We start from the raw sequence: 23,965 nt of genomic DNA on the forward strand, positions 1-23,965 counted from the left end.
GTACCCGCTCCGGCGGAGCGGGTACGACAGGGAACCGGGGAACGACTTGAACAGCAGCAAGCACACGGAGCTGGCGAACCACGCCTGGTCCGTCGCCGATCTTCTGCGCGGCGACTACAAGCAGTCGGACTACGGGAAGGTGATCCTTCCGTTCCTTGTGCTGCGCCGCCTCGAATGCGTACTGGAGCCGACGCGGGAGAAGGTCGCGGAGACGGCCGCCCGTTTCGAGGGCCAGGACATCGACACGGACCACTTCCTGCGCCGGGCGTCGGGCCACTCGTTCTACAACACGAGCGACCTGACCCTGAAGAAGATCGCAGACGACGCGACCAACGCGGCAGCGAACCTCCAGGTGTACATCGGCGGCTTCTCCCCGAACGCCCACGAGGTCATGGAGAAGTACGAGTTCGCCCAGCAGATCCGCAAGCTGGACGGCGCCAACCTGCTCTACCAGGTCATCGGCAGGTTCACCGACCTGGACCTGCGCCCGGAGACCGTGCCCAACCACAACATGGGCTACATCTTCGAGGAGCTGATCCGCCGCTTCTCCGAACAGTCGAACGAGACCGCGGGTGAGCACTTCACCCCGCGCGAAGTCATCAAGCTGATGGTCAACCTGCTGATCGCCCCGGACGGCGACGCGCTCAGCCTGCCGGGCGTCGTCCGCACGGTCATGGACCCGGCCTGCGGTACGGGCGGCATGCTCAGCGCGGCCGAGGACCACATCAAGTCGTACAACGAGGACGCCACGGTCGAGGTGTACGGCCAGGAGCTCAACCCGGAGTCCTGGGCGATCTGCCGGTCCGACCTGATGATCAAGGAGCAGGACCCGGAGAACATCGCCTTCGGCAACTCCTTCTCGGACGACGGCCACGCACGCGAGAAGTTCGACTACCTGCTGGCGAACCCGCCGTTCGGCGTGGAGTGGAAGAAGGTCAAGGAGGCCGTCGAGCTCGAACACCACACCCTCGGCGACTCCGGCCGCTTCGGCGCGGGCCTCCCCCGCATCAACGACGGCTCGCTCCTCTTCCTCCAGCACATGATCTCGAAGATGAAGCCGGTGGACGTGAACGGCGGGGGCGGCTCGCGCATCGCCATCGTCTTCAACGGCTCGCCCCTCTTCACGGGTGCGGCCGGCTCCGGCGAGTCGGAGATCCGTCGCTGGATCCTGGAGAACGACTGGCTGGAGGCGATCGTCGCCCTCCCGGACCAGCTGTTCTACAACACCGGTATCTCCACGTACTTCTGGATCCTGACCAACCGCAAGGACGCCCGGCACAAGGGCAAGGTCGTGCTGCTGGACGCGCGCGACCAGTGGGTCAGGATGCGGAAGTCGCTGGGCGACAAGCGCAAGGAACTGGGCGGCGGGACGAACGGCAAGCCGAATCACATCGGCGACATCACCCGCCTGTACGGGGAGGCGGTGGACGCGGCGGCCGACCCGGAGCACGCGATGCACGCCCAGGTGAAGGTCTTCGACAACACGGCGTTCGGCTACCGGCGGATCACGGTGGAACGGCCGTTGAAGCTGCGCTTCGCACTGACGGAGGAGACGCTTGCCGCACTGCTCGCGTCGAAGCCGGTGCAGAAGTGGGCGGAGGAACGCTTCCTGCCGCGCGAGCCGGAGCTGGCCGCGAAGGCGAAGGGCCGGCGGAAGCTGACGGAGGACGAGGAGGCCCGGTTCGGGAAGCTGGCCGCCGCGGAGGTGACGGTGCTCGGTGAGGCGCTGAGCCCGCTGCTGGGCTCGGAGTGGGCGACCAAGTCGGAGGCACAGGTGGCGGTGCGGGGCGCGATGGCGGAGGCCGGCGTGCCGGGGCCGACCGGGGCGCCGTTCGCGAAGGCCCTGCGGGACGCGGTGGGGGTGCGCGATCCGAAGGGCGAGAAGCAGCTGCTCAAGGACGGCGGGCCGGAGCCGGACACCGAACTGCGGGACTACGAGAACGTGCCGTTGAGCGAGGACGTCGAGGAGTACCTGAAGCGCGAGGTGCACCCGCACGTACCGGACGCGTGGATCGACCACACGAAGACGAAAGTGGGCTACGAGATCCCGTTCACGCGGCACTTCTACGTGTACGAGCCCCCGCGGCCGTTGGCGGAGATCGACGCGGAGTTGAAGGCGCTCGAGGCGGAGATCCAGGCGCTGCTGGGCGAGGTGACGGAATGAGCGATGTACGCCTGCGCCACCTGGCCCGGATCAATCCGCCCACGCCCGCCTTCGACCGCCTGGCGGACCACGACGAGCTGACCTTCGTCCCCATGGAGGCCGTGTGGCCGGACAGCCGTCTGGACCTGTCCCGGCGTCGCACGAAGTCGGCCGTCGCGACCGGCTACACCCGCTTCCAGGACGGCGACGTGTTGGTCCCCAAGATCACGCCGACGTTCGAGGCCGGCCGCTCGGTCCTCATCCAGGGGCTGCTGGGCGGGGTGGGTGCGGGGACGACCGAGCTGCATGTCGTACGCCCCGGCCCGGACATCGACCCGCGGTTCCTGCTCTACGCCGTGAACACGCACACGTTCCTCAGGCTCGGGGCGTCGGAGATGTACGGCGTGGCGGGCCAGCAGCGCGTCCCGGACAGCTTCCTGCGCGATCTTCGCGTACGGCTGCCGTCGTTGCCGGAGCAGCGCCGCATCGCCGACTTCCTCGACGCCGAGACCGCCCACATCGACCGCCTGGCCGCCGCTCAGCGCCGCCTCGCGGAGAAGCTGCGGGAACGGGAGGCCCTGGCTGTCGAGCACCATCTGTCCCGGGTGTCCTCGCACCGGGTCCGGCTGAAGAACGTGCTGCTGGCCCCTCCGTCGTACGGGGCGAACGAGTCGGCGGAACACGACCGGCGGGACTGGCCACGCTACATCCGGACCACGGACATCGCCGAGGACGGCAGCCTCCGTGAGTCGACCTTCGCGTCGCTTCCGCCGGAGGCGGCCCGGAAGTACATGATGGACGACGGAGACCTCCTGTTCGTACGCAGCGGGGCAACCGTCGGAAAGAGCTTCGTCTACGAGGCGCGGTTCGGGCCCGCCGCCCACGCCGGCTACCTGATCCGGGCCCGGGTGGACAGCTCTCTCATGCACTCACGTCTCGTCTGGTACTTCTGTCAGACCCGGAACTACTGGCAGCAAGTCAGCGAGGGGACCATCCAGGCGACGATCCAGAACGTCAACGCCGAGAAGTACGGCAACCTCCTGATCCCCATGATCAGCCGAGACCGCCAGGGCCCCACCCTCACGGCACTCGACCGCATGGTGACGAAGTCGCGCACCCTGCGGAGGGCGGCGGGCCGGATGCTGGACCTGCTGGCCGAACGCCGCCAGGCCCTCATCACCGCCGCCGTATCCGGCCGGTTCGACGTCTCCACCACCGGCGGCCGCAACGCAACGGACGGAGTGCCGACGCCATGAGCCCCATACACAGTGAGTCCGCCTTCGGGGACGCCATCGTCGCGGCCATGACCGAGCGTGGGTGGCGCGAAGCGCGGCCCGAGGCCTATCAGGCCGACCTCGGCCTGGACACCGACGAGCTGTACACCTTCCTCGGCGAGAGCCAGCCCCGCGAGTGGGCCGAGCTGCTCGCCGTGTACGGCAAGGACCCCGACGCCGCCCGGCGCGGCTTCGCCCAGCGCCTCGACAAGGCCGTCGGCGAGGACGGCCTCCTCAACGTCCTCCGGAACGGCGTCAAGGACCGGGGCGTCCGCCTCCGCGTGGCCTGTTTCAAGCCGAACCTGGTCGCCGACGACTCCGTCCTCGACGGCTACCGCGCCAACCGCCTCACCGTCGTACGCGAACTCGTCTACGCGACGAAGCAGGCCGACTGGGGCAACAAGCTCGACCTGACGCTCTTCCTGAACGGCATCCCCGTCGCCACCGCCGAGCTGAAGAACCCGCTCACCCGGCAGGGCGTCGAGCAAGCGAAGGAGCAGTACCGCACCGACCGCGACCCCACCGAGTTGATCTTCACCCGGCGGGTCATCGCCAACTTCGCGGTGGACCCGGACCTCGTCTTCGTGGCCACCCGGCTCCGGGGCAGGAACACCGGCTTCCTGCCCTTCAACACCGGCTCCAACGGCGCCGGCCTCCCCGGCGGTGCCGGAAACCCCGCTCCCACCGCGTACGGCACGTACGCCACCTCCTACCTGTGGGAACAGGTCTGGGCACGGGAGAACTGGCTGGACCTGCTCCAGCGCTACGTGCACCAGCAGAAGACGAAGACCCCCGGCGGCGGGACCACCAGGTCGACGGTCTTCCCGCGCTTCCACCAGTGGGACGTCGTCAGGAAGCTGACCGCGCACGCCTCCTTCCACGGCGTGGGGCAGAACTACCTCGTCATGGCGTCCGCCGGCTCCGGCAAGTCGAACACCATCGGCTGGCTCGCCCACCGGCTGAGCGACCTGCACGCCGACACGGACCCCGGCGCGCTCGACCCCGACGCGCTCTCGGCCGGCCGGATCAAGCCGGGCTCACCCGTGTTCGACAAGGTCGTCGTCATCACGGACCGCCGCAACCTGGACGCCCAGCTCCGCGAAACGGTCGGCAGCTTCTCGCAGACTGCGGGGCTGGTCGTGAAGGTGGACGAGAAGCACGGCGCGAAGAGCGAGCAGCTGGCCCGGGCGCTCTCCCGCGAAACCGGCAAGATCGTGACGGTGACCCTGCACTCGTTCCCCGCGCTCATCGACTACATCGAGCGCAACCCGACGGAGATCAAGGGCACGAACTTCGCGATCGTCATCGACGAGGCCCACTCCTCGCAGTCCGGCGACGCCTCCACGGCCGTCAAGGCCGCGCTGCGTGACCTCGGTCTGGACGCGGACTCCGAGGACAAGGGCGCGAGCACCTCGACCGTGTACGAGAAGCTGAAGCAGAAGGCCGCGGAGCGCTCGAAGGCCGCGAACCTCTCCTACTTCGCCTTCACCGCCACTCCGAAGGCGAAGACGCTCGAACTCTTCGGCACGGAGGACACCGTGGGCGGGAAGGCGGTCTACCGCCCCTTCCACACGTACTCGATGCGCCAGGCCATCGAGGAGGGGTTCATCCTCGACCCGCTGCGGAACTACGTCACGTACAGCACGTACTGGAAGCTGGTGAACGGCAACCCCGACGAGCGCGAGGTCGACTCCGCCAAGGCCAACGGTCTCCTCGCCCGGTTCGCGCTCACCCACGAGTCCACCGTCTCCCAGCACGCCCAGGTGATCGTGGAGCACTTCGTGGCGCACTCCCGGGGGCGGCTCGGGGGGCGCGCCAAGTCCATGGTGGTCACGGCCTCGCGCAAGTCCGCGGTGGAGACGGCCCGGGCGATCCGGAGCTACATCCAGGACCGGGACTACCACACCAAGTACCCCGACCTGGGCGTGCTGGTGGCGTTCTCGGGCTCGCTGAAGATCGACGGCGACAAGGAAGAGACCACCGAGTCCAAGGAGAACGGCGGCATCGCGGAGCGCGCGTTGCCGAAGGCGTTCGCGTACACCCGGGCCGATGACAAGACAGCCGGCGCGGGCGGGCGGGGGCAGCAGGAGTACAAGATCCTGGTTGTCGCGGAGAAGTACCAGACCGGCTTCGATCAGCCCCTGTTGACCACCATGTACGTCAACAAGAAGCTGACCGGCATCTCGGCCGTCCAGACGCTCTCCCGCCTCAACCGCACCGCCGACCGCAAGACACAGGGCGACCTCGCGGTCCTGGACTTCGCGAACGACGCCGGGGACATCCAGGACGCGTTCCGCCCGTACTTCGAGGAGGCGAACACGCTTCCCTCCGACCCGAACCTGCTCTACACCGCGCAGAGCCGGGTCATGGCGGCGCCGGTCATCTCCGAGTCCGAGATGGACGAGTTCGCCGCCGCGTACTTCGCGGCGAAGGAAAGGGCAGCCGGCTCGCAGGCGAAGTGGGAGAAGCTGCACGCCGAGCTCTACCGGCTCCTCTCCCCCGCCGTCGCCCGCTTCACCCCGCTCCTGGAGAGCGAGGAGGACGACGACGTCGAGACGGCCGAGGACTTCCGGGCGAACCTCAACGACTACGTACGGAAGTACGGCTTCCTCGCGCAGATCGTCCCGTACCGCGACCCGGAGTTGGAGCGGCTGCATCTCTACGGGCGCTACCTCCTCAACCGGCTCCCCCGCCGGGCGGACGGCGGTGTCGACATAGGGGAGATCGACCTCAGCCACCTGCGGGTGGAGAGGACCGGCGAGTACGACGTGTCGCTTTCGCCCGAAGGCGCAGCCGAGCTGCCCGGCTTCGGTGACGGCACGGGCGGTGCGGCGGAGCCGGAGAAGTCGCTGCTGTCGGAGCTGATCGACGCGTTCAACGCGAAGTTCGGTACGGAGTTCACCGAGGACGACGTCCGCGCACCGTTCAGGAAGACGACCGAGGACCCGAAGGTCCGGGCCGCGGCCGTCGTCAACGACGAGGCGAACTTCGGCAAGGTCTTCGACCGCGCCTTCGCCGACAACATGGCCGACCACATCGAGAATACGGCCGGCATAGGGCGCCAGTACTTCGGTCCCGACAAGAGCTTCCGCTCCAGCCTGGACCGCAGCGCCCGCCGGGCGGCCTGGCGGATGATCCGCCGCGACGAGGGTGTGGACGGCTGAGTCCGTTTTCACCACCGGTGAACTGGCCGAGGAGTTCGCCAGGCGGTTCCGTGGAGAGGCTCAAGCGGGAATCGCCGAGGCGGACGCGGGACGGGCTGTGTGTCTCCTGGTCCGGCGCGCCGGGCGCGTTCCCGGTGGGGGCGGGGCCGAGGCCGAGCCGGTAGTGGGGCCGTTCAGCCCCGCGCCTTCGCCAGCCGCTGCCGCCGGGCCTCGTACAGGACGATCGACGCCGCGTTCGAGGCGTTGAGGGAGCTGGCCGAGCCCGTCATCGGGATGCTGATGACGTGGTCGCAGCGGTCGCGCCAGGCGGTGCTCAGGCCCGCCGTCTCGTTGCCGATGAGCAGCAGGACGGGCCGGGTCAGGTCGAATTCCGAGGCGTCGCACTCGCCGTCCTCGTCGGTGCCGACGACGAGGACGGGGCGGCCCCGGTCGCGCTCCGTGTCCAGCCAGTCGCCGACCTCGCGGTGCGAGGGGGTGCGGACGACGGGGAGGGCGAAGAAGGAGCCGGTCGTCGCGCGGACCGCCTTCGGGTCGTACGGGTCGGCGGCGTGCCCGGTCACGATGAGCCCGCGTGCGCCGAAGGCGTCGGCGGAGCGGACGATGCTGCCGATGTTGCCGGGCTGCGTCGGGCGGTCGAAGACGAGGCCGAGGAAGTCCTCGTCGACCCGGATGCGGGACAGGTCGTCCGGTTCCATCTCGACCACGGCGAGGACCTCCGGGGCGCCCTCGGCCTTCTCGCTCAGCTCCGCCAGCAGGCCGGGGGCCATGGCGATGCGTTCCGTGGAGATCCCGCGCACCAGTTCCTCGGCCCAGCGGGAGAGCGGGCGGCTCGCGTCGTACAGGAGGGAGCGGATCGTCCAGCCGTGCTCGACGGCCATGGTGATGGGCCGGACGCCCTGGACGATGAACTCGCGGGCGCGGCCGCGCTTGGTCCGGTTGGTGAGCAGCGTCTGGAACTGCTGAAAGCGGGCGTTGCGGGTCGTGATCCGCTGCACAGCCACCGGGGGTCCTCCAAGGGGTGATCGACTCCTCCGTCGGCGGCGCGGGGCCGCCCCGGAAACCAGAAATTCCCACGGTTCGCGATGAACCGTGGGAACTGGATGAGTGTCCGAGGGGGGACTTGAACCCCCACGCCCGATAAAGGGCACTAGCACCTCAAGCTAGCGCGTCTGCCATTCCGCCACCCGGACCAGGTGATCCGCCCCGGTTTCCCGCGGCGACAAAGAAAACAATACCAGGGGTTCGGGGTGCCTCTCACCTGCATATCGGGTGGCCGGGCAGTGGACATTGCGCTGGTCAGTGCGGTGCGAAGGGCTCCGGGGCGCGTTTCGGCCCGGAGCCGCGCCACCCCCGTACGGACCGTCGCCGCGCACGCACGGACCGTGCCGCCGGAGGGTCGGCGGCGGGGTCCACCGGCGGCCGGGCGGGGCGGGTTACGTTCGCCACCATGAGTGATCGCGGCTCCCGTCCTCCCCGCGCGCTGTCGCCGCTGCGCGAGCATCTGCGCGAGACCTTCTGGTTCGCCCCGGCCATGACGCTCGTCGTCGCGTGCGTGCTCTGGTTCGCCGCCTCGGCTGTGGACGAGCAGATCGTCTCGTACCTGCGTGAGGAACAGGCGTACGACGAGATCCAGGATCTGGTGAAGGTCGCCGAGGACACCAAGCAGATCGTCGTCACGGTCAGCTCGGCGATGATGACCTTCATCGGTGTGGTCTTCAGCATCTCGCTGGTCGCGGTGCAGATGGCGAGCGGCCAGCTCACGCCCCGGGTGGTGCGGATCTTCGTACGGAGCCGGATCAGCAAGCTGACCCTGTCGGTGTTCCTGGCGACCTTCGTGTTCTCGCTGCTGGTCCTCAGCTCGTACGAGAGCGAGACCGACCCGCGCCGGGTCACCTCGCTGCCGTTCGTGCAGAGCGTGCTGACCGCCCTGCTCGTCGGGCTGAGCCTGCTGCTGTTCATCGCGTACGTGAGCTCGACGCTCCGCCTGATGCAGATCGGGCCCGTCCTCGACCACATCACCCGGGACACCTTCCGGGTGCTGGGCCGCATGCCCGCAGGACGCCCCGGCGAGGAGCCGCTGCCCGCCGAGACCGGGCAGGTCCTGTACGAGGGACGTGCCGGGGTGCTGCGCGATGTCAACGTCGCCCGGCTGGTCCGGGCCGCCCGGCGTCAGGGTGTGGTGCTGCGGCTGATCCCCCGGCTCGGGGACTTCGTGGTGCCGGGGACGCCGGTGCTCGCCGTGCACGGCGGGACGGCGCCGGCCCGGTACGCCCTGCGGTACACGGTGTCGGTGGGCGTGGAGCGCACCCTGCACCAGGACCTGGCGTTCGGGCTGCGCCAGCTGTCGGACATCGCGCTGCGGGCGCTGTCCGCCGCGACGAACGACCCGACGACGGCCGTGCAGTGCCTGGACCGGATCGTGCAGTTCCTGGCGGCGGCGGTGCGGCTGCCGCTGGGCACGGTGCACCACCGGGACCGTTCCGGCGCGGTCCGGCTCGTACAGGAGGTGCCGTCGTGGGAGGACCTGGTGGACCTGGGCTTCGAGGAGGTGCGCCGGTGTGCGGCGGGTGTTCCTCAGGTCTCGCGGCGGCTGCTCGCCGGGATCGAGGATCTGCTGCCGCCGGCCGGCCCCGACCGGCGGGGGCCGCTCGTCCGGCACCGCACGCTCCTCGTACAGGCGGTGGAGCACGCGGTGCCGGACCTGGACGAGCGGGAGTTCTCGCTGCTGCCCGACCGGCAGGGCATCGGCTGACACGGCCGCGCCGGGCCTCTGCGCACACGTGCCAAGAGGCCCGGCGGGAGAGGAACGGGGGTGCTACTTGCGCAGCGCCGCGATGCCCTCGTAGCCGATCCGTGCGTGGTTCAGGGACTGCGCGGGGTCGGTCGAGCTCGGTGCGTTGTCCTGCTCGACCATGGGGTTGCGGTAGTGCGCCTCGCCGACGCGGCTGAAGAACGTCCGGTAGTCGATGACGCCGGTGCCGAACGGAACCATGTCGTAGCCGTCGCCACTGCCGGTGTTGACGACGCCGTCCTTGGCGTGGAACAGCGGGTAGCGCTTGTTGTTGCGGCGGACCAGGGCCGCCGGGTCGAAGACGTTCTCCCGCTGCGACCCGTCGAGGGCGGTGTAGGTGTGGAACTTGTACTGGGCCACGTGCGCCCAGAAGATGTCCATCTCCAGCCAGACGGTCTTCGGGTCGGTGACCTTCAGGAAGTATTCGAGCTTGCGGACGCCGGAGCTGCGGGTGGGCCGCCCCTGCGCGTCCAGCGGGCCGCCGTCGAGCAGGAAGCCGTAGGCCGCGTCGTGGTTGTGCGTGTACAGCTTGATGCCCGCACGGCGAGCGATCTCCCCCAGCGCGTTCCACTTGTCGGCGGCCACGTCCCAGTCGGCCCGGTAGGCGCTGCCCGTGGGGTCGCCGCCGGTGCCCATGTGCTCCATGCCGAGAATGTTGGCTATGTCGAGGTGCCGCTTGAACTCGTCCAGGTCGCTCTGGCTCAGCGGCCAGGACGACGGGATGAATCCGTGGTTGCCCTGAGCGCGCAGGCCGTATTCGTCCAGCCAGGAGCGCAGGAGCTTCGCGCCCGCCACCGTTTCGAGGTTGCTGCCGCCGGGAGCGTTGGCGTGCTGGCCGTATCCGGCGAACTCGACCTGCCGGTATCCGAAGCGGGCCAGCTGCTTGAAGACCTCGCGGAAGCCGGAGGGGAGATCGGTGCTGAGCGGGTCCCGGCCCGTGGCGTCGCGCACGGTGTACAGGATGATGCCCCGCTTGTCCGCCGGGACGAGAGCCTGCCCGTGCCCGTGCTCATGGCCGTGCCCGTGCTCATGGCCGTGCCCGTGCCCGGGGTGGGCGAAGGCGGGCGAGGCGCCGAAGACGGGCGCGGCGATCGCCGTCGCCGCGGCGGCCGTGCAGGTGCTGAGGAAGCGCCGGCGGCTGACGCCGAGGCTGCGGCGCAGGCCGTCGTCCGTCGCGGGTGCGTCGTTGTACGCGGTCATGGTGGGTCCTACCTTCGTTCTGGGCTCGACGGGTCCCCTGAGAGACCGGCCAGCGTGAGGAGCAGGGACTTCACTTCGGTGGCCCGGACGGGTCCGGTGAACACGTGGGGGGTGGAGCAGAGGATGAGCGGCCCTTCTTCGTCGCTCGCGGGGAGGCGGCCGTGGCTGCCGCGTATGGGTGAGGGATCGAGCGGCACGACCGCCAGGCGGTAGCGCATGCCGAGCTTCTTGCGGGCGATGGCCGTGGCCGCCCTGACCCGGACGTACGGGTCCTCGGGGTCCATGAAGAGCTCGACGGGGTCGTAGCCGGGTTTGCGGTGGATCTCGACGAGCTGCGCGAAGTCGGGTGCGCGGTCGTCGTCGAGCCAGTAGTAGTACGTGAACCAGGCGTCCGGCTCGGCGACGGCGACCAGTTCCCCGGAGCGGGGGTGGTCCAGACCGTGTGCCTTCTTGCCCTCGTCGTCGAGGAGGAGGTCGATGCCCGGGAGCCCGGCCAGGGCTTCACGGGCGGCTTCGAGGTCTTCGGGCCTGCGTACGTAGATGTGCGCGATCTGGTGGTCGGCGACGGCGAAGGCCCTCGACGTCATCGGGTCCAGGTACTCCATGCCGTCCTGGGTGTGGACCTCGAGGAGTCCGGCGCGGCGCAGTGCCCGGTTGATGTCGACGGGCCGGTCGACCCGGGTGATGCCGTACTCGGAGAGGGCGACGACCGTACGTCCCTCGCGGCGGGCGTCCGCCAGGAGCGGAGCCACCGCGCGGTCCAGATCGGCCGCGGCCCGGAAGGCGCGCGGGTCGTCGGGACCGTAGCGCTGCAGGTCGTAGTCGAGGTGCGGGAGATAGCACAGGGCGAGGTCGGGGTGGCGGGTGTCCAGGATGTGGCGGGTGGCGTCGATGATCCACTGGGAGGAGACCAGGTCGGCGCCGGGCCCCCAGAAGTGGAAGAGGGGGAACGTGCCGAGCTTCTCGGTGAGTTCGTCGTGCAGGGCGGGCGGGCGGGTGTAGCAGTCGGGTTCCTTGCGGCCGTCGGCGTAGTAGACGGGGCGGGGCGTGACGGTGTAGTCGGTGTCGGCACCCATGGCGTACCACCAGCAGATGTTGGCCACCGTGTAACCGGGGTGGGCGCGGCGAGCGGCGTCCCAGAGCTTGTCGCCGGCGACGAGTCCGTTGTGCTGGCGCCACAGCAGGACGTCGCCGAGTTCGCGGAAGTACCAGCCGTTGGCGACGATGCCGTGCTCGGCGGGGGTGGTGCCGGTGAGGAAGGTGGACTGGGCGGCGCAGGTGACGGCGGGCAGGACGGTGCCGAGCGGGGCCCGGGTGCCGGACTGTCCCAGCGCCTTGAGGTGGGGCATGTGATCGAGGAGGCGGGGGGTGAGCCCGACGACGTCGAGGACGAGGAGGGGTGCGGGCGCGGCGGCCGACCCGGCGGTGGTCATGGCAGCTCCTTGAGGCCGAGGTCGGTCAGGAGGTCGCGGACGAGGGCGAGTTCGGCGGCGATGCCCTCGGCGAGCTGGGCGCGGGTGCGGGGGCGCAGCCCGGCGGGAAGCGCCTGCCAGGTGTACGTCTCGACCTCCAGGTTTCGGGTGAGCGGCCTGGCACCGCCGACGAGCCGGCCCAGCGCGGCGCGCAGGACGGGGAGCGTGGAGGTGAGCGGGGGCGCGGGCGGTGCGTGCAGCGGTACGTGGAAGTGGGCGCGCCACGGGGCGCCGTCGCTGAGGATCTCGCCGGTGAGGGCTTCGTCGAGGTCGTCGGTGCCGCGCAGTCCGGCGGCGGTGGCGGTCCGCGTCTGGTGGAGGAAGCGCGGTTCGGCGAAGGCGGCGAGGGCGGTGCGCACCTCGGGGAGATGGGGGTGTTCGGCGTGCAGGGCGGCGGACAGCTGGGCCTTGACGGTGGGGATACCGGCCTCGGTGAGGGCGTCGATGGCGGTGTCCGGGTCTTCGAAGGACGTGGCGAGATGGCAGGTGTCGACGCAGACGCCGATACGCGGGTGGCCGACGGCGGTGAGGGGGGCGATGGCGTCGGCGGTGGTTTCGACGGTGCATCCGGGTTCGGGTTCGAGGCCGATCCGGATGGACTTGCCGGTGATGTCGGCGAGTGCGTCGAGGTGTGCGCCGAGGGTGGCCAGCGCGTCGAGTGCGGTGCGGGCCGCTTCGGGATCGCCGGAGTACGGGGTGCGCCAGGCGAGGGGCAGGGTGGAGATGGTGCCCTCGGTGACGTCGTCGGGCAGGAGCGCCGCGAGCAGCCGGGCCAGGTCGGTGGTGTGGGTGAGCCGTTCGGGGTCGGTCCAGTCCGGCTTGTAGACCCGGTACTTGACCTCTTCGGCGCCGAAGCCCTCGTACGGGAAGCCGTTGAGGGTGACGACTTCGAGGCCGCGGCGGTCGAGCTCGGCGCGCAGGGAGCGCAGTTGCGAGGGGTCGTCGACGAGGGTGCGGGCGGCGCCCCGGGCAAGCCAGAGGCCGATGCCGATGCGGTCGCGCCCGAGCCTCCTGCGTACGGGTTCGCAGTGGTCGCGGAGTTGGGCGAGGACGCCGTCCAGGGTTTCGGCGGGGTGGACGTTGGTGCAGTACGCGAGGTGGACGACGGTTCCGTCGGGGTGGCGGAAGCGCATGGAGTCACTCCCCTCCGCGCAGGATGGAGTTGCCCTCGTGGAGTGGCTGGGGTGCGGGGGTGTCGAGGTGGAGGCGGCCGCTCTGTCCGTAGAAGGCGACGGGGTTGCGCCAGAGGACCTGGTCGACATCGTCGTCGGTGAAGCCGGCGGCGAGCATGGCGTCGGCCACCCGGCGGGTCTTCAGCGGGTCGCTCCTGCCCCAGTCGGCGGCGGAGTTGACGAGAACCTTCTCGGTGCCGTGGCGCTTGAGGATCGTGATCATGCGGTCCTCGTCCATCTTGGTGTCGGGGTAGATGGAGAAGCCCGCCCAGCAGCCGCTGTCGAGAGCGTCCTTCACGGTCGTCTCGTTGAGGTGGTCGAGAAGCACCGCCTCGGGGTCGAGAGGGGATTCGCGGACGACGTCGATGGTGCGGCGCAGGCCGGTGAGCTTGTCGCGGTGCGGGGTGTGGACGAGGGCGGGCAGGCCGTGGTCGGCGGCGAGCTGGAGCTGGGCGGCCAGGGCGTGGTCCTCGGCCGGGGTCATCGAGTCGTAGCCGATCTCCCCGACGGCGACGACGGAGTCCTTGACGAGGTAGCGGGGCAGGACGTCGAGGACGGGGGTGCAGCGGGGGTCGTTCGCCTCCTTGGGGTTGAGGGCGAGCGTGCAGTGGTGGGCGATGCCGTACTGGGCGGCGCGGAAGGGCTCCCACCCGAGGAGGCCGTCGAAGTAGTCGAGGAAGCTGGCGGGCGAGGTGCGGGGCTGGCCGAGCCAGAAGGAGGGTTCGACCAGTGCGCGGACCCCGGCGTCGTACATCGCCCGGTAGTCGTCCGTGGTGCGCGAGGTCATGTGGATGTGGGGGTCGAAGATGCGCATCAGGTCTCCTCCGTGGGGGCGGTGGAAGCGGCGGGGCCGGGTGCCGTGAGGGCGAGGACGTGGTGCAGGCCGGCGGGGACGGGGCGGCCGGCCGCGATGCGCTCGGACGCGAAGTCGCCCAGCATCCGCGCGAGTTCGGCGTCGCCGCGTGATCTTCGGGCCAGGCCGTCGACGGCTTCGACGGGGACGCCGGTGAACAGGCACTTGAGGACGGCGTGGCGCCAGCCGTGCGGATCGAGGTGGGCTCCGGTGTACGGTCCGACGGCTGCGGTGACGAGGGTGGTGTCGTTGGTGCGCAGGGCGTCCTCGACCAGGGGCAGGGCGGCCGGGCCGGGATCCAGTGCGGGCAGGGCCAGCAGGACGGCCCGGCGTTCGGCGGCGGTGCCCTGTTCGTAGAGGCGGGTCAGGGCGGGCAGCCCGGCGCGGGCCTCGGTGAGCAGCAGGACGCGTACGGAGTCGGCGTGGTCGAGTCCGCAGTGCCGGCCGGCGGCGGCGTACCGCAGCTCCCACGGCGGTACGGCGTAGCTGTCCGCGGGTGCGGTGTCCCCGTGGGCTGCGGCGTGGGCCGCCTCGGCGAGGGCCTCGTCGAGCCAGGCCCGCGCGGCTCCGTCGAGCAGGGCGTCGAGTTCCTCGCGGGTCAGGAGCGGGGTCTTGGAGGTGGGCGTCACGGCGTGCTCCCTTCGACGGTCTCAGCGGTGGGACGGGCGGTGCTTGTTCAGGAAGTCGAGCGAGGCGCGGGCCAGTTCGGGGCCGGCGTGGGAGTGGCGGGGCAGTTCGACGACGGTGAGCCCGGCGTATCCGCTGCTCCCGAGGGCGGCGAGGACGGGCGGGAAGTCGATCTCGCCGTCGCCGAAGGGGAGGTGTTCGTGGACGCCGCGCCGCATGTCCTCGATCTGTACGTGGCGCAGCCAGGGGGCGGCGTCGCGCACGCAGTCGACGGGCGGTGCGGGCTCCAGGCACTGGCAGTGGCCGATGTCGAGGGTGAGGCCGAGGGGCTCGGGGTCGCCGCTGAGCGCCCGGAGGTGGTGGAAGCCTGCGAGGTCGGCGAGGAGGTGTCCGGGCTCGGGCTCGATCGCCAGGGGGACTCCGTGGCGCTCGGCGGCGCGGAGGACCGGGGCGAGGGCGCCGGTGAGCCGCTGCCAGGCGTCGTCGGGTGCCGTGCCCGGGGGCGTGAGGCCGCTGAAGCAGTGCACGGCGTGGGCGCCGAGGTCGGCGGCGACGTCGACGGCCCGGACGAGCAGCGCGGTCCTGGCCGCGCGGGCGTCGGGATCCGGGTCCAGGAGTGACGGGCCGTGCTTGCGGCGCGGGTCCAGGACGTAGCGGGCGCCGGTCTCGACGGTGACGCCGAGCCCCAGCTGCTGGAGCCGGGCCGCGACGCGGCGGGTGCGGGCGGCCAGGTCCGGTGCCATCGGGTCGAGGTGCATGTGGTCGAGGGTCAGGCCGACGCCTTCGTAGCCGAGGTCGGCGAGGAGGGTGAGGGCGTCGTCCAGCCGGAGGTCGGTGAGTCCGTTGGTGCCGTAGCCGAGGCGGAGGGTCATGTGGGGCTCACCTTCCGGGAGAGGGCGCGTGCGAGCGGGACGAGGCCCATGACGGCGAGCGCGGACCCGGCTGCTCCGGCGCGTGCGGTGAGGGCGGCCTGGAGCGGGATCATCGCCCGGATGCCGCTGCCCACGGCGCGCTGGGTGAGGGGCGGCGACGGGTTGAGCGCGGCGTGCGCGAGGGGGCGTGCGGCGGTGCGGAGGTAGGCGCCGGTGAGCGCGGTGAGGAGGAGCCTGCCGGGGGCGCGGCGCAGGTCCCGGCGTTCGTGTGTCATGGCGGCGCCGATCCCGGCGGCGGCCGTGAGCGCGGTGGCGGGTGCGGTGGTGGAGCCGCCCCGCGCCTCGTGGCGGGAGACAGCGGTGACCGCGTAGGTGTGCGCGCCGAGCAGGGCGGCGGCGGGCAGGGCGGCGCGGGTGGCTCGCAGCGCCGCACCCTGCCCGGTGGCCGCCGCGCCCAGCAGCAGGTCCAGGCCCCGCGCCGCCGCCATCGCGGCCGGGCCCGCCGGGGTGTGCTTGAGGCGCAGGTCGTAGGCCCAGACGGTGGCCGCGAGACCGGTGGCCACGCCCAGGGCCGGGCGGCCCGCGCGGGCGGCGAGCACCGTGCCGGCCACGGTCAGGGCGCCGGCCGCGGTGAGGGCCGCACGGGGTGTGATCCGGCCCGAGGGGATCGGCCGGTGCGGGCGGTCGACGGCGTCCTCGTCGCGGTCGGCCCAGTCGTTGAGCGCCATGCCGGCCTCGTACAGGCAGAGCGAGGCGCCCATCGCCAGGGCGGTGGAGCGGCCGGGGCGCCGGCCGGCCGCCGCGGCGCCCGCGAGGGCGTCGCCGGGGACGGTGAACAGTGCGGAGATCCGCAGCAGTTCCGCCCAGTCGCGTGCCGTCACCGGTCACCCCGGAGCCGCTCGGCGAAGGCCAGCAGCGCCTGGTACTGCTCGAAAAGCGCGGCGGGTCCGCCGTCCGGGTCCTTGAAGTAGTAGCCGAGTTCGGGCCGGGGGCCGGTCAGGCCCACCTCGTGGGCGCGGGCCAGCAGCCGGGCCAGATCGAGGACCAGCGGCGCGGCCAGGGCGGAGTCGCAGCCCTGCCAGGTGGTCTGGAGCACCATGCGGGTCCCGAGGAACCCGTCGAAGGCGATGTGGTCCCAGGCGGTCTTCCAGTCGCCGAGCGCCGGCACGTCGTCGATGTGGACCTCACCCTCGGGGGCGGCGCCCAGCGTGTCGGCGAGGACGCGTTCCTTGCCGGCGTTCTTCGCCGCGGCGGCGGCCGGGTCGGCGAGCGCGGCCCCGTCCCCGCCGCCCAGCAGGTTGGTCCCGGACCAGGCCCGTACGGGCAGGGCGCGCTGGACGAACATCGGGGCGAGCACGGAGCGCAGCAGGGTCTGGCCCGTCTTGCCGTCGCGGCCGGCGTACGGGAGATCGGAGGCGGCGACTGCGTCCCGGAGGGCGGGTGCGCGCAGGCCGGTGGAGGGGGTGAAGTTCACGTACGGGCAGCCGGCCCGGAGCGCGGCGGCCGCGTAGAGCGAGCTGGCGGGCAGCCGTACGGCGTCGGGGGCGGGCGCGGGCTCGGTGGAGGAGACGTTGACGACGACGGTCCTGGCCAGGCCGTTGCGGCGGCCGAAGTCCAGGAGATCGGCGGCGAACGCGGCGATGAGCTCCTCGTCGGAGCGGGTGTCCCCGGGGAGGGGGCCGCCGATGCGTATCTCCGCTTCGGCGGCGCCGAGTTCGGCCCCTACGGCCGAGGGGAGACCGTGCGGGAGCACTCCCCCGGCGGCCAGTGCCTCGGCCCGTTTGGGGAGGGGGCAGTCCAGGACGTCGTGGCCGCCGAAGACGAGGGAGGTGACGGGTGGCAGGCCGCTTTCGGCGAAGGGAGCGGTCTCGGTGACCATCCCGACCGCCGGGTGGAGTCCCGCCGCGACCGCCGCGCACCCCGCGGTGGCGGTGGTGGCGACGGAGCCGTGTGCTCCGATGAACCAGACTCCGGTACGAACGGCGGTTGCTGACACGTGCTGCCTCCCTGGCTGGGGGTCCTTGCTGGGCCGGTCCGGTCGCGCTGCAGGAGAGTGGGGGCGGCGGGCGGAGCCGTGCGGGCCCGCCCGCCGCCGGTGGGAAACCCGCCCTACGTCGAGGGCAGTTCCTTCAGCTGGATGTTGCGGAAGGAGACCTGGTCGTCGGCCCCGTGGTTCTGGAGGCCGATGTAGCCGTCCTTGAGGCTGCGGACCGGGTCGGTGTTGGTGAAGTCGTTGATCTTCACACCGTTGAGGAAGATCTGGAGCCGTTCACCCTGCACCTTGATCTCGTAGCTGTTCCACTGGCCGGGGGGCCTCAGCACCCGGTCGCGTGCCTTGATGTCGGCCGCTTTGAAGGTGTAGACGGAGCCGGTGGTGCGGTCGACGGCGTCGGAGGCGTCGATCTGGACCTCGTAGCCGTTGTTCACCGCGGACCAGGGGTCGTCGGACTCCGGGAAGCCGACGAACACTCCGGAGTTGTCGTCGCCCGCCAGCTTCCAGTCGAGCTTCAGGGAGTACGACGTCAGCTCCTTCGCCTGGTAGGTCAGCAGGCCCATGCCGCCCTCGGAGCGCAGTTCGCCGTCGACGACGTCGAACTTCCCGGGACCCGCCTGCTTCCAGCCTTCGAGCGTCTTGCCGTTGAAGATCGACCGGTAGCCGGTGCCCGGCTTGCAGTCGCCCTTGACCTGGCCGGCGGCGTATCGCACCCCGCCCAGGAGGAGTTTGCGGAAGTCCGCGTCGGCGTACGACTCCTTGGTGTGGCCGAGGCCCGTGTAGAAGGAGCGGCCTCCCTCGTAGGTCTGGCACCAGGTGATCGGGTGATCGCCCTTCATGGTGCCGCCGTTGTAGGTGGTCTCGTCGAGCGTGGCGAGGACCTTGACCTTGTCGCGCGGGTCGGTGCGGTAGTTGTACAGCTCGTCGGTCCGCTGCCACTCGTCGCCCAGGTGGGCGGTGGCCGGGTGCTTGTGGTCCTCGACGCGGACGGTGACGGGCTGGATGGCGGGGTGGCCGGAGAAGTAGGCGCCGACGAGTCCCCCGTAGAACGACCAGTCGTACTCGGTGTCGGCGGCGGCGTGGACGCCCATGTAGCCGCCACCGGTTCTGATGTAGTTCTCGAACGCCTTCTGCTGGTCCGCGTCGAGGACGTCGCCGGTGGTCGACATGAAGACGACGGCGTCGTAGCGGGCCAGGTTGGCGGTGGTGAACTGGCTCGCCTCCTCGGTGGCGTCGACCGTGATGTTGCTGTCCTTGCCGAGTTCCTTCAGTGCGGCGATTCCCTCGGGGATCGCGTCGTGGCGGAAGCCGGCGGTCTTGGAGAAGACCAGGACGCGCTTGGCGGTCTTGTCGGGCGGGGTGTTGGAGAGCTCGAAGTCGTCGATGTCGTAGAGCGCGCCCTCGCCGCCCTTGAACACCAGGAAGAGTTCGGTGGCCTGCTTCGGGGCGCCACGCAGGGGGACGTCGATGTCCTGGAAGGTCTCCCAGCCGCCGGTCACCGGCACCGGTGCGGAGCCGAGGATCTTTCCGGTCGGCGAGCCGGTGCGCACTTCGAGGAAGCCGCCCGCGCCGCCGGAGGAGATCCGGGCGGTGAGCTTGGTGGAGTCGCCGAGGATGTACGGTTTGAAGGAGATCCAGTCGTCGTTCTCGATGTCGCCGACGGTCTTGCCGCCTTCGGCATTCGCCTTGTCGTACGTCTTGATGCCGGAGGAGCGGGTGAAGTGCTCGGCCTGGCGGTGGCGCGGCTGGAGCTGCGACTGGTCGTGGCCGGTCAGTGCGGCCTGGCCGCCGCCTCCGCCGTCGGTGTACGAGGCGTCGATGACGCCGAAGATGTTGGCGTTGGGGTCGTGTCCGCCGTCCATCTCGGTCTTGATGGTGCCGGTGCAGCCGTGCTCCGAGGTGATGGGGTGGCCGTGGCTGTCGTGGCCGAGGACGAAGCGGACCTCGATCTTGGAACAGTCGATCGTGCCGTCCTCGGGATCGGTGACGGTGACCTTGAAGGGAATGGCGTCACCGAAGGTGAACAGTTGCCCGTCGCCCGGGAGTTCCAGCTTCACCGTGGGTGCCGTGTTGCCGACGGTCACATGCACGCTGGCCGATCCGGTGCGGCCCGTGGGGTCCTTCGCGGTGACGGTGGCGGTGTAGGTGCCGTTCTTCTTGTACGTGTGGGTGGGGTTCGCGGCCGTGGACGTTCCGCCGTCGCCGAAGTCCCATGCGTAGGTGAGTGCGTCGCCGTCGCCGTCGGTGGTGCCGGCGGAGGAGAACTGCACCTTCAGGGGCGCGGTGCCCGACGTCTTGTTGGACGTGGCCTCGGCGATCGGGGAGCGTCCGCCGGTGGCGTTCTCGATGCGGTAGAGCGCCGAGTTCTCGTCGCCGCCGAACCAGGAGAGGCCGTAGTCGAGGACGTACAGCGCCCCGTCGGGGCCGAAGGCCATGTCCATGATCTGGGTGCCGGACCACGGGATGTCGTTGATGGACTGCACCTTGCCGTCTGCGTCCTGCTCGATGCGCTTGATCCACTGCCGGCCGAACTCACCGGCGAAGAAGTCCCCGTCGTACGCCTCGGGGAACTTCACGGGCGAGTCGAGGTCCGCGTCGTAGTGGTAGACCGGTCCGCCCATCGGGGACTCCGAGCCGGTGCCGAACTCCGGGACGGACCCGCCGTCGTACGGGATCCAGGCGGCCTGGGCCGGGGGCAGGTCGACCAGGCCCGTGTTGTGCGGCGAGGTGTTCTTCGGGGCGGCGCAGTCGAAGGCCGCGCCGGAGGTCTTGGTGGCGAAGTCGTAGTCCATGTAAGGGTCGTTCGCACCGGTGCAGTAGGGCCAGCCGAAGTTGCCGGCCTTCGTGACCCGGGCGAACTCGACCTGCCCCGCGGGCCCCCGCTTCGGGTCGGCCGCGCCGGCGTCCGGCCCGTAGTCGCCCACGTAGACGATGCCGGTGGCCTTGTCGACGGAGAAGCGGAACGGGTTGCGGAAGCCCATCGCGTAGATCTCGGGGCGGGTCTTGTCCGTCCCCGGCGCGAAGAGGTTGCCGTCCGGGACGGTGTACGAGCCGTCGTCCGCGACCTTGATGCGGAGGATCTTGCCGCGCAGGTCGTTGCTGTTGCCCGCGGAGCGGCGGGCGTCGAACGCCGGGTTGCGGTCCGGGCGTTCGTCGATGGGCGTGAAGCCGTCGGAGGCGAAGGGGTTGGTGTCGTCGCCGGTCGACAGGTACAGGTTGCCGTCGGCGTCGAAGTCGATGTCCCCGCCGACGTGGCAGCACATACCGCGGGACGTCTTGACGTCGAGGACCTTCTTCTCGCTGCCGAGATCCAGCGTGCCGTCCTCGTTGAGGACGAAGCGGGAGAGCCGGTTGACCCCGTCGAAGGGGGCGAAGTCCGCGGCGGTACCGGTCTCGGGCGCGTCGCCCGCCGGGGTGTCCAGCGGGGGTGCGTAGTAGAGGTAGATCGCCCGGTTCTCGCTGAACTTCGGGTCGACGCCGATGCCCTGGAGGCCTTCCTCGTCGTGCGAGTAGACCGGGATGACGCCGGAGATCTTGGTGTTGCCCGCACTGTCGGTGATGCGCAGCTCGCCGCTGCGCGAGGTGTGCAGCACGCTGCGGTCGGGGAGCACGGCCAGCGACATGGGCTCACCGGTCTCGGCGGCGCCCTTGGCAAGGGTGACCTGCTGGAAGTCCTCGGCGGCCGGCGCGGGCGCGGGCTCCTCGTGGGCGGCGGCCGTGCCCGAGGCGGCGCCCAGGCCGAGGGTGGCGGCGGCCAGCAGACCGCCGGTGAACAGAGCGAGGGATTTTCGGATGCGGAGCCCGGTGCGGCTGCCGCTGCGGGTTGTGTGCACGTGTCCTCCGGAGATTGCCGGTTGTGCGGGCGGTGGTGCCGTGCCGTTCGCGCGGGGACTGCCGCGCAGGTCAGCCGGGCCCGTGCGACGCCGGTGACTGGGAAATGACGCTGGTCTATGTCAGGAACATGACCAGAACGGTAGGCCTGTTCGTCCAGGACGGAAAGCCCTTGTGCGCAGAGTTGCCGGACTTTTTCCCGGGTCAGGACAAAGCGCGAGGAGGGCAGGGCGGAGCAGCCCGGCGGCGCGTGTGGGACCGCCGGGCACGTCGAGCCCGTCAGCTGCCTGAGGAGCGGGACTCCGGGGGCAGCGCCCCCCAGAGGGCGGTCAGTCGCTCCCCCCGAACGCCGCGTCGAAGGATGCGCTCGGCGGGTCGAAGTCGTACCGCTTCAAGGACGCCAGCGCCTCCGGGGCGCCCGCGAGCCGGTCCATCCCGGCGTCCTCCCACTCCACCGACACGGGGCCCGCGTAGCCGATGGACCGCAGCATCCGGAAGACGTCCTCCCAGGGCACGTCACCGTGACCGGCCGAGACGAAGTCCCAGCCCCGGCGGGGATCGCCCCAGGGCAGATGAGAGCCGAGGCGTCCGTTGCGGCCGTCCAGCCGCTTGCGGGCCTCCTTGCAGTCCACGTGGTAGATCCGGTCCCGGAAGTCGTAGAGGAAGCCGACCGGGTCCAGGTCCTGCCAGACGAAGTGGCTCGGGTCGAAGTTGAGGCCGAAGGCCGGGCGGTGGTCCACCGCTTCGAGCGCGCGGTGCGTGGTCCAGTAGTCGTACGCGATCTCGCTGGGGTGCACCTCGTGCGCGAAGCGGACGCCCTCCGCGTCGAAGACGTCCAGGACCGGGTTCCAGCGCTCCGCGAAGTCCTCGTAACCGCGCTCGATCATGTGCGGCGGGACCGGCGGGAACATCGCGACCAGGTGCCAGATCGAGGAGCCGGTGAAGCCGATGACGGTGTCCACACCGAAGGCCGCGGCCGCCCGCGCGGTGTCCGCCATCTCGGCGGCGGCCCGCCGTCGCACCCCTTCCGGCTCGCCGTCGCCCCAGATCCGGGTGGGCAGGATGCCCTGGTGGCGTTCGTCGATGGGGTGGTCGCAGACGGCCTGGCCCACCAGGTGGTTGGAGACCGCCCAGCACTTCAGGCCGTACTTGTCGAGCAGCGCCCGGCGGCCGTCCAGGTAGGCCGGGTCGGCGAGAGCCTTGTCCACCTCGAAGTGGTCGCCCCAGCAGGCGAGTTCGAGGCCGTCGTACCCGAAGTCGCGGGCGTGCCGGCAGACCTCCTCCAGGGGGAGGTCTGCCCACTGGCCGGTGAAGAGGGTGAAGGGGCGGGGCATGGGGACGGACCTCCTAGAGGGTTACGGGGGTGAGGACGGAATTCTTCGCGGCGCTCTCCTCCACGGCGGCCAGCACCCGTTGCACCTGGAGGCCGTCCGCGAACGTCGGGACGTCCGGGGTGCCCCCGGCGATGGCGCACACCACGTCCCGGGCCTGGTGGACGAAGGTGTGCTCGTAGCCGAGGGTGTGGCCCGGCGGCCACCACGCCTCCAGGTACGGATGCTCGGGCTCGGTGACGAGGACGCGCCGGAAGCCGGCCGTGGCGGCGGATTCGGTGTGGTCGTGGAAGGACAGTTCGTTGAGGCGCTCCAGGTCGAAGGCGAGCGAGCCGCGCTCCCCGTTGATCTCCAGGCGCAGGGCGTTCTTGCGGCCGGCCGCCATCCGGGTCACCTCCACGGTCACCAGGGCGCCGGAGCCCAGCCGCCCGGTGAAGGCGGCGGCGTCGTCCACGGTGACCGGGCCGGTGCCGACGGCCGCCGCTCCGCCGCCGAGGCCCCCGGCCGGTCCGGCGGGCCGGGGGCGTTCGCGTACGAAGGTCTCGGTCAGCGCCGACACCGCGACCAGCGGCTCCCCCGCGAGGTACTGCGTCAGGTCCACCACATGGGCCCCGAGGTCGCCGAGGGCGCCGGAGCCCGCACGGTCCTTGTCGAGCCGCCAGGTGAGCGGCGACGCGGGGTCGGTCAGCCAGTCCTGGAGGTAGACGGCGCGCACATGGCGCAGGGCGCCGAGCCGGCCGTCCTCGATGAGCCGGCGGGCGTGGGCGAGGGCGGGCACCCGGCGGTAGTTGAAGCCGACGAAGGCCGACCGGCCCCGGGCGGCGGCGCTCCGGGCCGCCGCCGTCATGACCTCCGCCTCGGCCACGGTGTTGGCGAGCGGCTTCTCGCAGAGGACGTGCTTGCCGGCCTCCAGGGCGGCGACGGCGATCTCCGCATGGCTGTCGCCCGGTGTGCAGATGTCGACCAGGTGCACGTCGTCGCGGGCGATCAGGGCGCGCCAGTCGGTCTCGGCGGCGGCCCAGCCGTGCCGGCCGGCCGCAGCCTCGACCGCGGCGCGGTCGCGTCCGCAGACCGCGGCCAGGACGGGCCGCATCGGCAGGTCGAAGACGTGTCCGGCGGTGCGCCACCCCTGGGAGTGGGCGGCGCCCATGAACGCGTATCCGACCATGCCGATCCCGAGCGTCGGCGGCGCTGCCGACTCCTGCTGCGTCTGATCCCTCTGAGCCATCCGGGGCTTCCTCC

Annotated in this window: 16 protein-coding genes and 1 tRNA gene; 4 read left to right on the top strand and 13 right to left on the bottom strand. The window is 71.1% G+C overall.

Going from position 1 to position 23,965, the window contains the following annotated elements:
* Nucleotides 1-46: 46 nt before the first annotated feature.
* Genes ACFZAT_RS09590 through ACFZAT_RS09600 form a run of 3 tightly spaced genes read left to right on the top strand, consistent with a single transcriptional unit; the run spans nucleotide 47 to nucleotide 6,581 of the window.
* On the top strand, nucleotides 47-2,164 hold the full coding sequence (locus tag ACFZAT_RS09590; protein WP_391262416.1) for an N-6 DNA methylase: 2,118 nt from the start codon (nucleotides 47-49) through the stop codon (nucleotides 2,162-2,164).
* Nucleotides 2,161-3,399, top strand: coding sequence for a restriction endonuclease subunit S (locus ACFZAT_RS09595; RefSeq protein WP_391262418.1), 1,239 nt, complete (start codon nucleotides 2,161-2,163; stop codon nucleotides 3,397-3,399). The genes ACFZAT_RS09590 and ACFZAT_RS09595 overlap by 4 nt, the downstream gene beginning before the upstream one ends.
* On the top strand, nucleotides 3,396-6,581 hold the full coding sequence (locus ACFZAT_RS09600) for a type I restriction endonuclease (protein WP_391262419.1): 3,186 nt from the start codon (nucleotides 3,396-3,398) through the stop codon (nucleotides 6,579-6,581). Before ACFZAT_RS09595 ends, ACFZAT_RS09600 begins: the two co-directional genes overlap by 4 nt.
* Before the next feature lie 173 nt (nucleotides 6,582-6,754).
* Here ACFZAT_RS09600 and ACFZAT_RS09605 read toward each other — a convergent pair whose 3' ends face one another.
* Both ACFZAT_RS09605 and ACFZAT_RS09610 read right to left on the bottom strand, forming a co-directional pair.
* Nucleotides 6,755-7,576 carry a TrmH family RNA methyltransferase gene (locus tag ACFZAT_RS09605; RefSeq protein ID WP_391262777.1) on the bottom strand — a complete coding sequence of 274 codons (822 nt, stop codon included), beginning with the start codon at nucleotides 7,574-7,576 and terminating at the stop codon, nucleotides 6,755-6,757.
* Nucleotides 7,577-7,686: 110 nt separating this feature from the next.
* A tRNA-Leu gene (locus ACFZAT_RS09610) sits at nucleotides 7,687-7,771 on the bottom strand.
* A gap of 257 nt (nucleotides 7,772-8,028) precedes the next feature.
* Between ACFZAT_RS09610 and ACFZAT_RS09615 the strand changes: the two genes are divergently transcribed.
* Nucleotides 8,029-9,333 (top strand): DUF2254 family protein, encoded by a 1,305-nt coding sequence (locus tag ACFZAT_RS09615; RefSeq protein WP_391262420.1) that lies wholly within the window; start codon nucleotides 8,029-8,031, stop codon nucleotides 9,331-9,333.
* 63 nt (nucleotides 9,334-9,396) lie between these two features.
* Here the strand turns inward: ACFZAT_RS09615 and ACFZAT_RS09620 are convergent, their stop codons facing one another.
* The 11 genes from ACFZAT_RS09620 to ACFZAT_RS09670 all read right to left on the bottom strand — a co-directional run bounded on the left by ACFZAT_RS09620 (nucleotide 9,397) and on the right by ACFZAT_RS09670 (nucleotide 23,951).
* Entirely contained in the window at nucleotides 9,397-10,572 is a 1,176-nt protein-coding gene (locus ACFZAT_RS09620) for a TIM barrel protein (protein WP_391262422.1), read from the bottom strand.
* Between the two features lie 8 nt (nucleotides 10,573-10,580).
* Nucleotides 10,581-12,005: an alkaline phosphatase family protein gene (locus tag ACFZAT_RS09625; protein ID WP_391262424.1), complete on the bottom strand. Its 1,425-nt coding sequence runs from the start codon at nucleotides 12,003-12,005 to the stop codon at nucleotides 10,581-10,583.
* A complete protein-coding gene (eboE, locus tag ACFZAT_RS09630; protein WP_391262425.1) occupies nucleotides 12,002-13,177 on the bottom strand; it encodes a metabolite traffic protein EboE in 1,176 nt (391 codons plus the stop codon). Before eboE ends, ACFZAT_RS09625 begins: the two co-directional genes overlap by 4 nt.
* A 4-nt stretch (nucleotides 13,178-13,181) precedes the next feature.
* Nucleotides 13,182-14,030: a TatD family hydrolase gene (locus ACFZAT_RS09635; protein ID WP_391262427.1), complete on the bottom strand. Its 849-nt coding sequence runs from the start codon at nucleotides 14,028-14,030 to the stop codon at nucleotides 13,182-13,184.
* Nucleotides 14,030-14,698, bottom strand: coding sequence for an EboA domain-containing protein (locus ACFZAT_RS09640; RefSeq protein WP_391262429.1), 669 nt, complete (start codon nucleotides 14,696-14,698; stop codon nucleotides 14,030-14,032). Before ACFZAT_RS09640 ends, ACFZAT_RS09635 begins: the two co-directional genes overlap by 1 nt.
* 21 nt (nucleotides 14,699-14,719) lie before the next feature.
* On the bottom strand, nucleotides 14,720-15,568 hold the full coding sequence (locus tag ACFZAT_RS09645) for a TIM barrel protein (RefSeq protein ID WP_391262431.1): 849 nt from the start codon (nucleotides 15,566-15,568) through the stop codon (nucleotides 14,720-14,722).
* Nucleotides 15,565-16,449, bottom strand: coding sequence for an SCO3242 family prenyltransferase (locus ACFZAT_RS09650; RefSeq protein WP_391262433.1), 885 nt, complete (start codon nucleotides 16,447-16,449; stop codon nucleotides 15,565-15,567). Before ACFZAT_RS09650 ends, ACFZAT_RS09645 begins: the two co-directional genes overlap by 4 nt.
* On the bottom strand, nucleotides 16,446-17,564 hold the full coding sequence (locus tag ACFZAT_RS09655) for an inositol-3-phosphate synthase (protein ID WP_391262435.1): 1,119 nt from the start codon (nucleotides 17,562-17,564) through the stop codon (nucleotides 16,446-16,448). The genes ACFZAT_RS09650 and ACFZAT_RS09655 overlap by 4 nt, the downstream gene beginning before the upstream one ends.
* Before the next feature lie 113 nt (nucleotides 17,565-17,677).
* A complete protein-coding gene (locus tag ACFZAT_RS09660; RefSeq protein WP_391262437.1) occupies nucleotides 17,678-21,394 on the bottom strand; it encodes a ThuA domain-containing protein in 3,717 nt (1,238 codons plus the stop codon).
* Between the two features lie 327 nt (nucleotides 21,395-21,721).
* Nucleotides 21,722-22,726, bottom strand: a complete 1,005-nt coding sequence (locus tag ACFZAT_RS09665) for a TIM barrel protein (RefSeq protein WP_391262438.1) — start codon at nucleotides 22,724-22,726, stop codon at nucleotides 21,722-21,724.
* Nucleotides 22,727-22,739: 13 nt separating this feature from the next.
* Nucleotides 22,740-23,951: a Gfo/Idh/MocA family oxidoreductase gene (locus ACFZAT_RS09670; protein ID WP_391262440.1), complete on the bottom strand. Its 1,212-nt coding sequence runs from the start codon at nucleotides 23,949-23,951 to the stop codon at nucleotides 22,740-22,742.
* Nucleotides 23,952-23,965: the final 14 nt, after the last annotated feature.

Origin of the sequence: Streptomyces sp. NPDC008163 (genome assembly GCF_042956885.1) — a bacterium.
Lineage (GTDB): Bacteria > Actinomycetota > Actinomycetes > Streptomycetales > Streptomycetaceae > Streptomyces > Streptomyces drozdowiczii_A.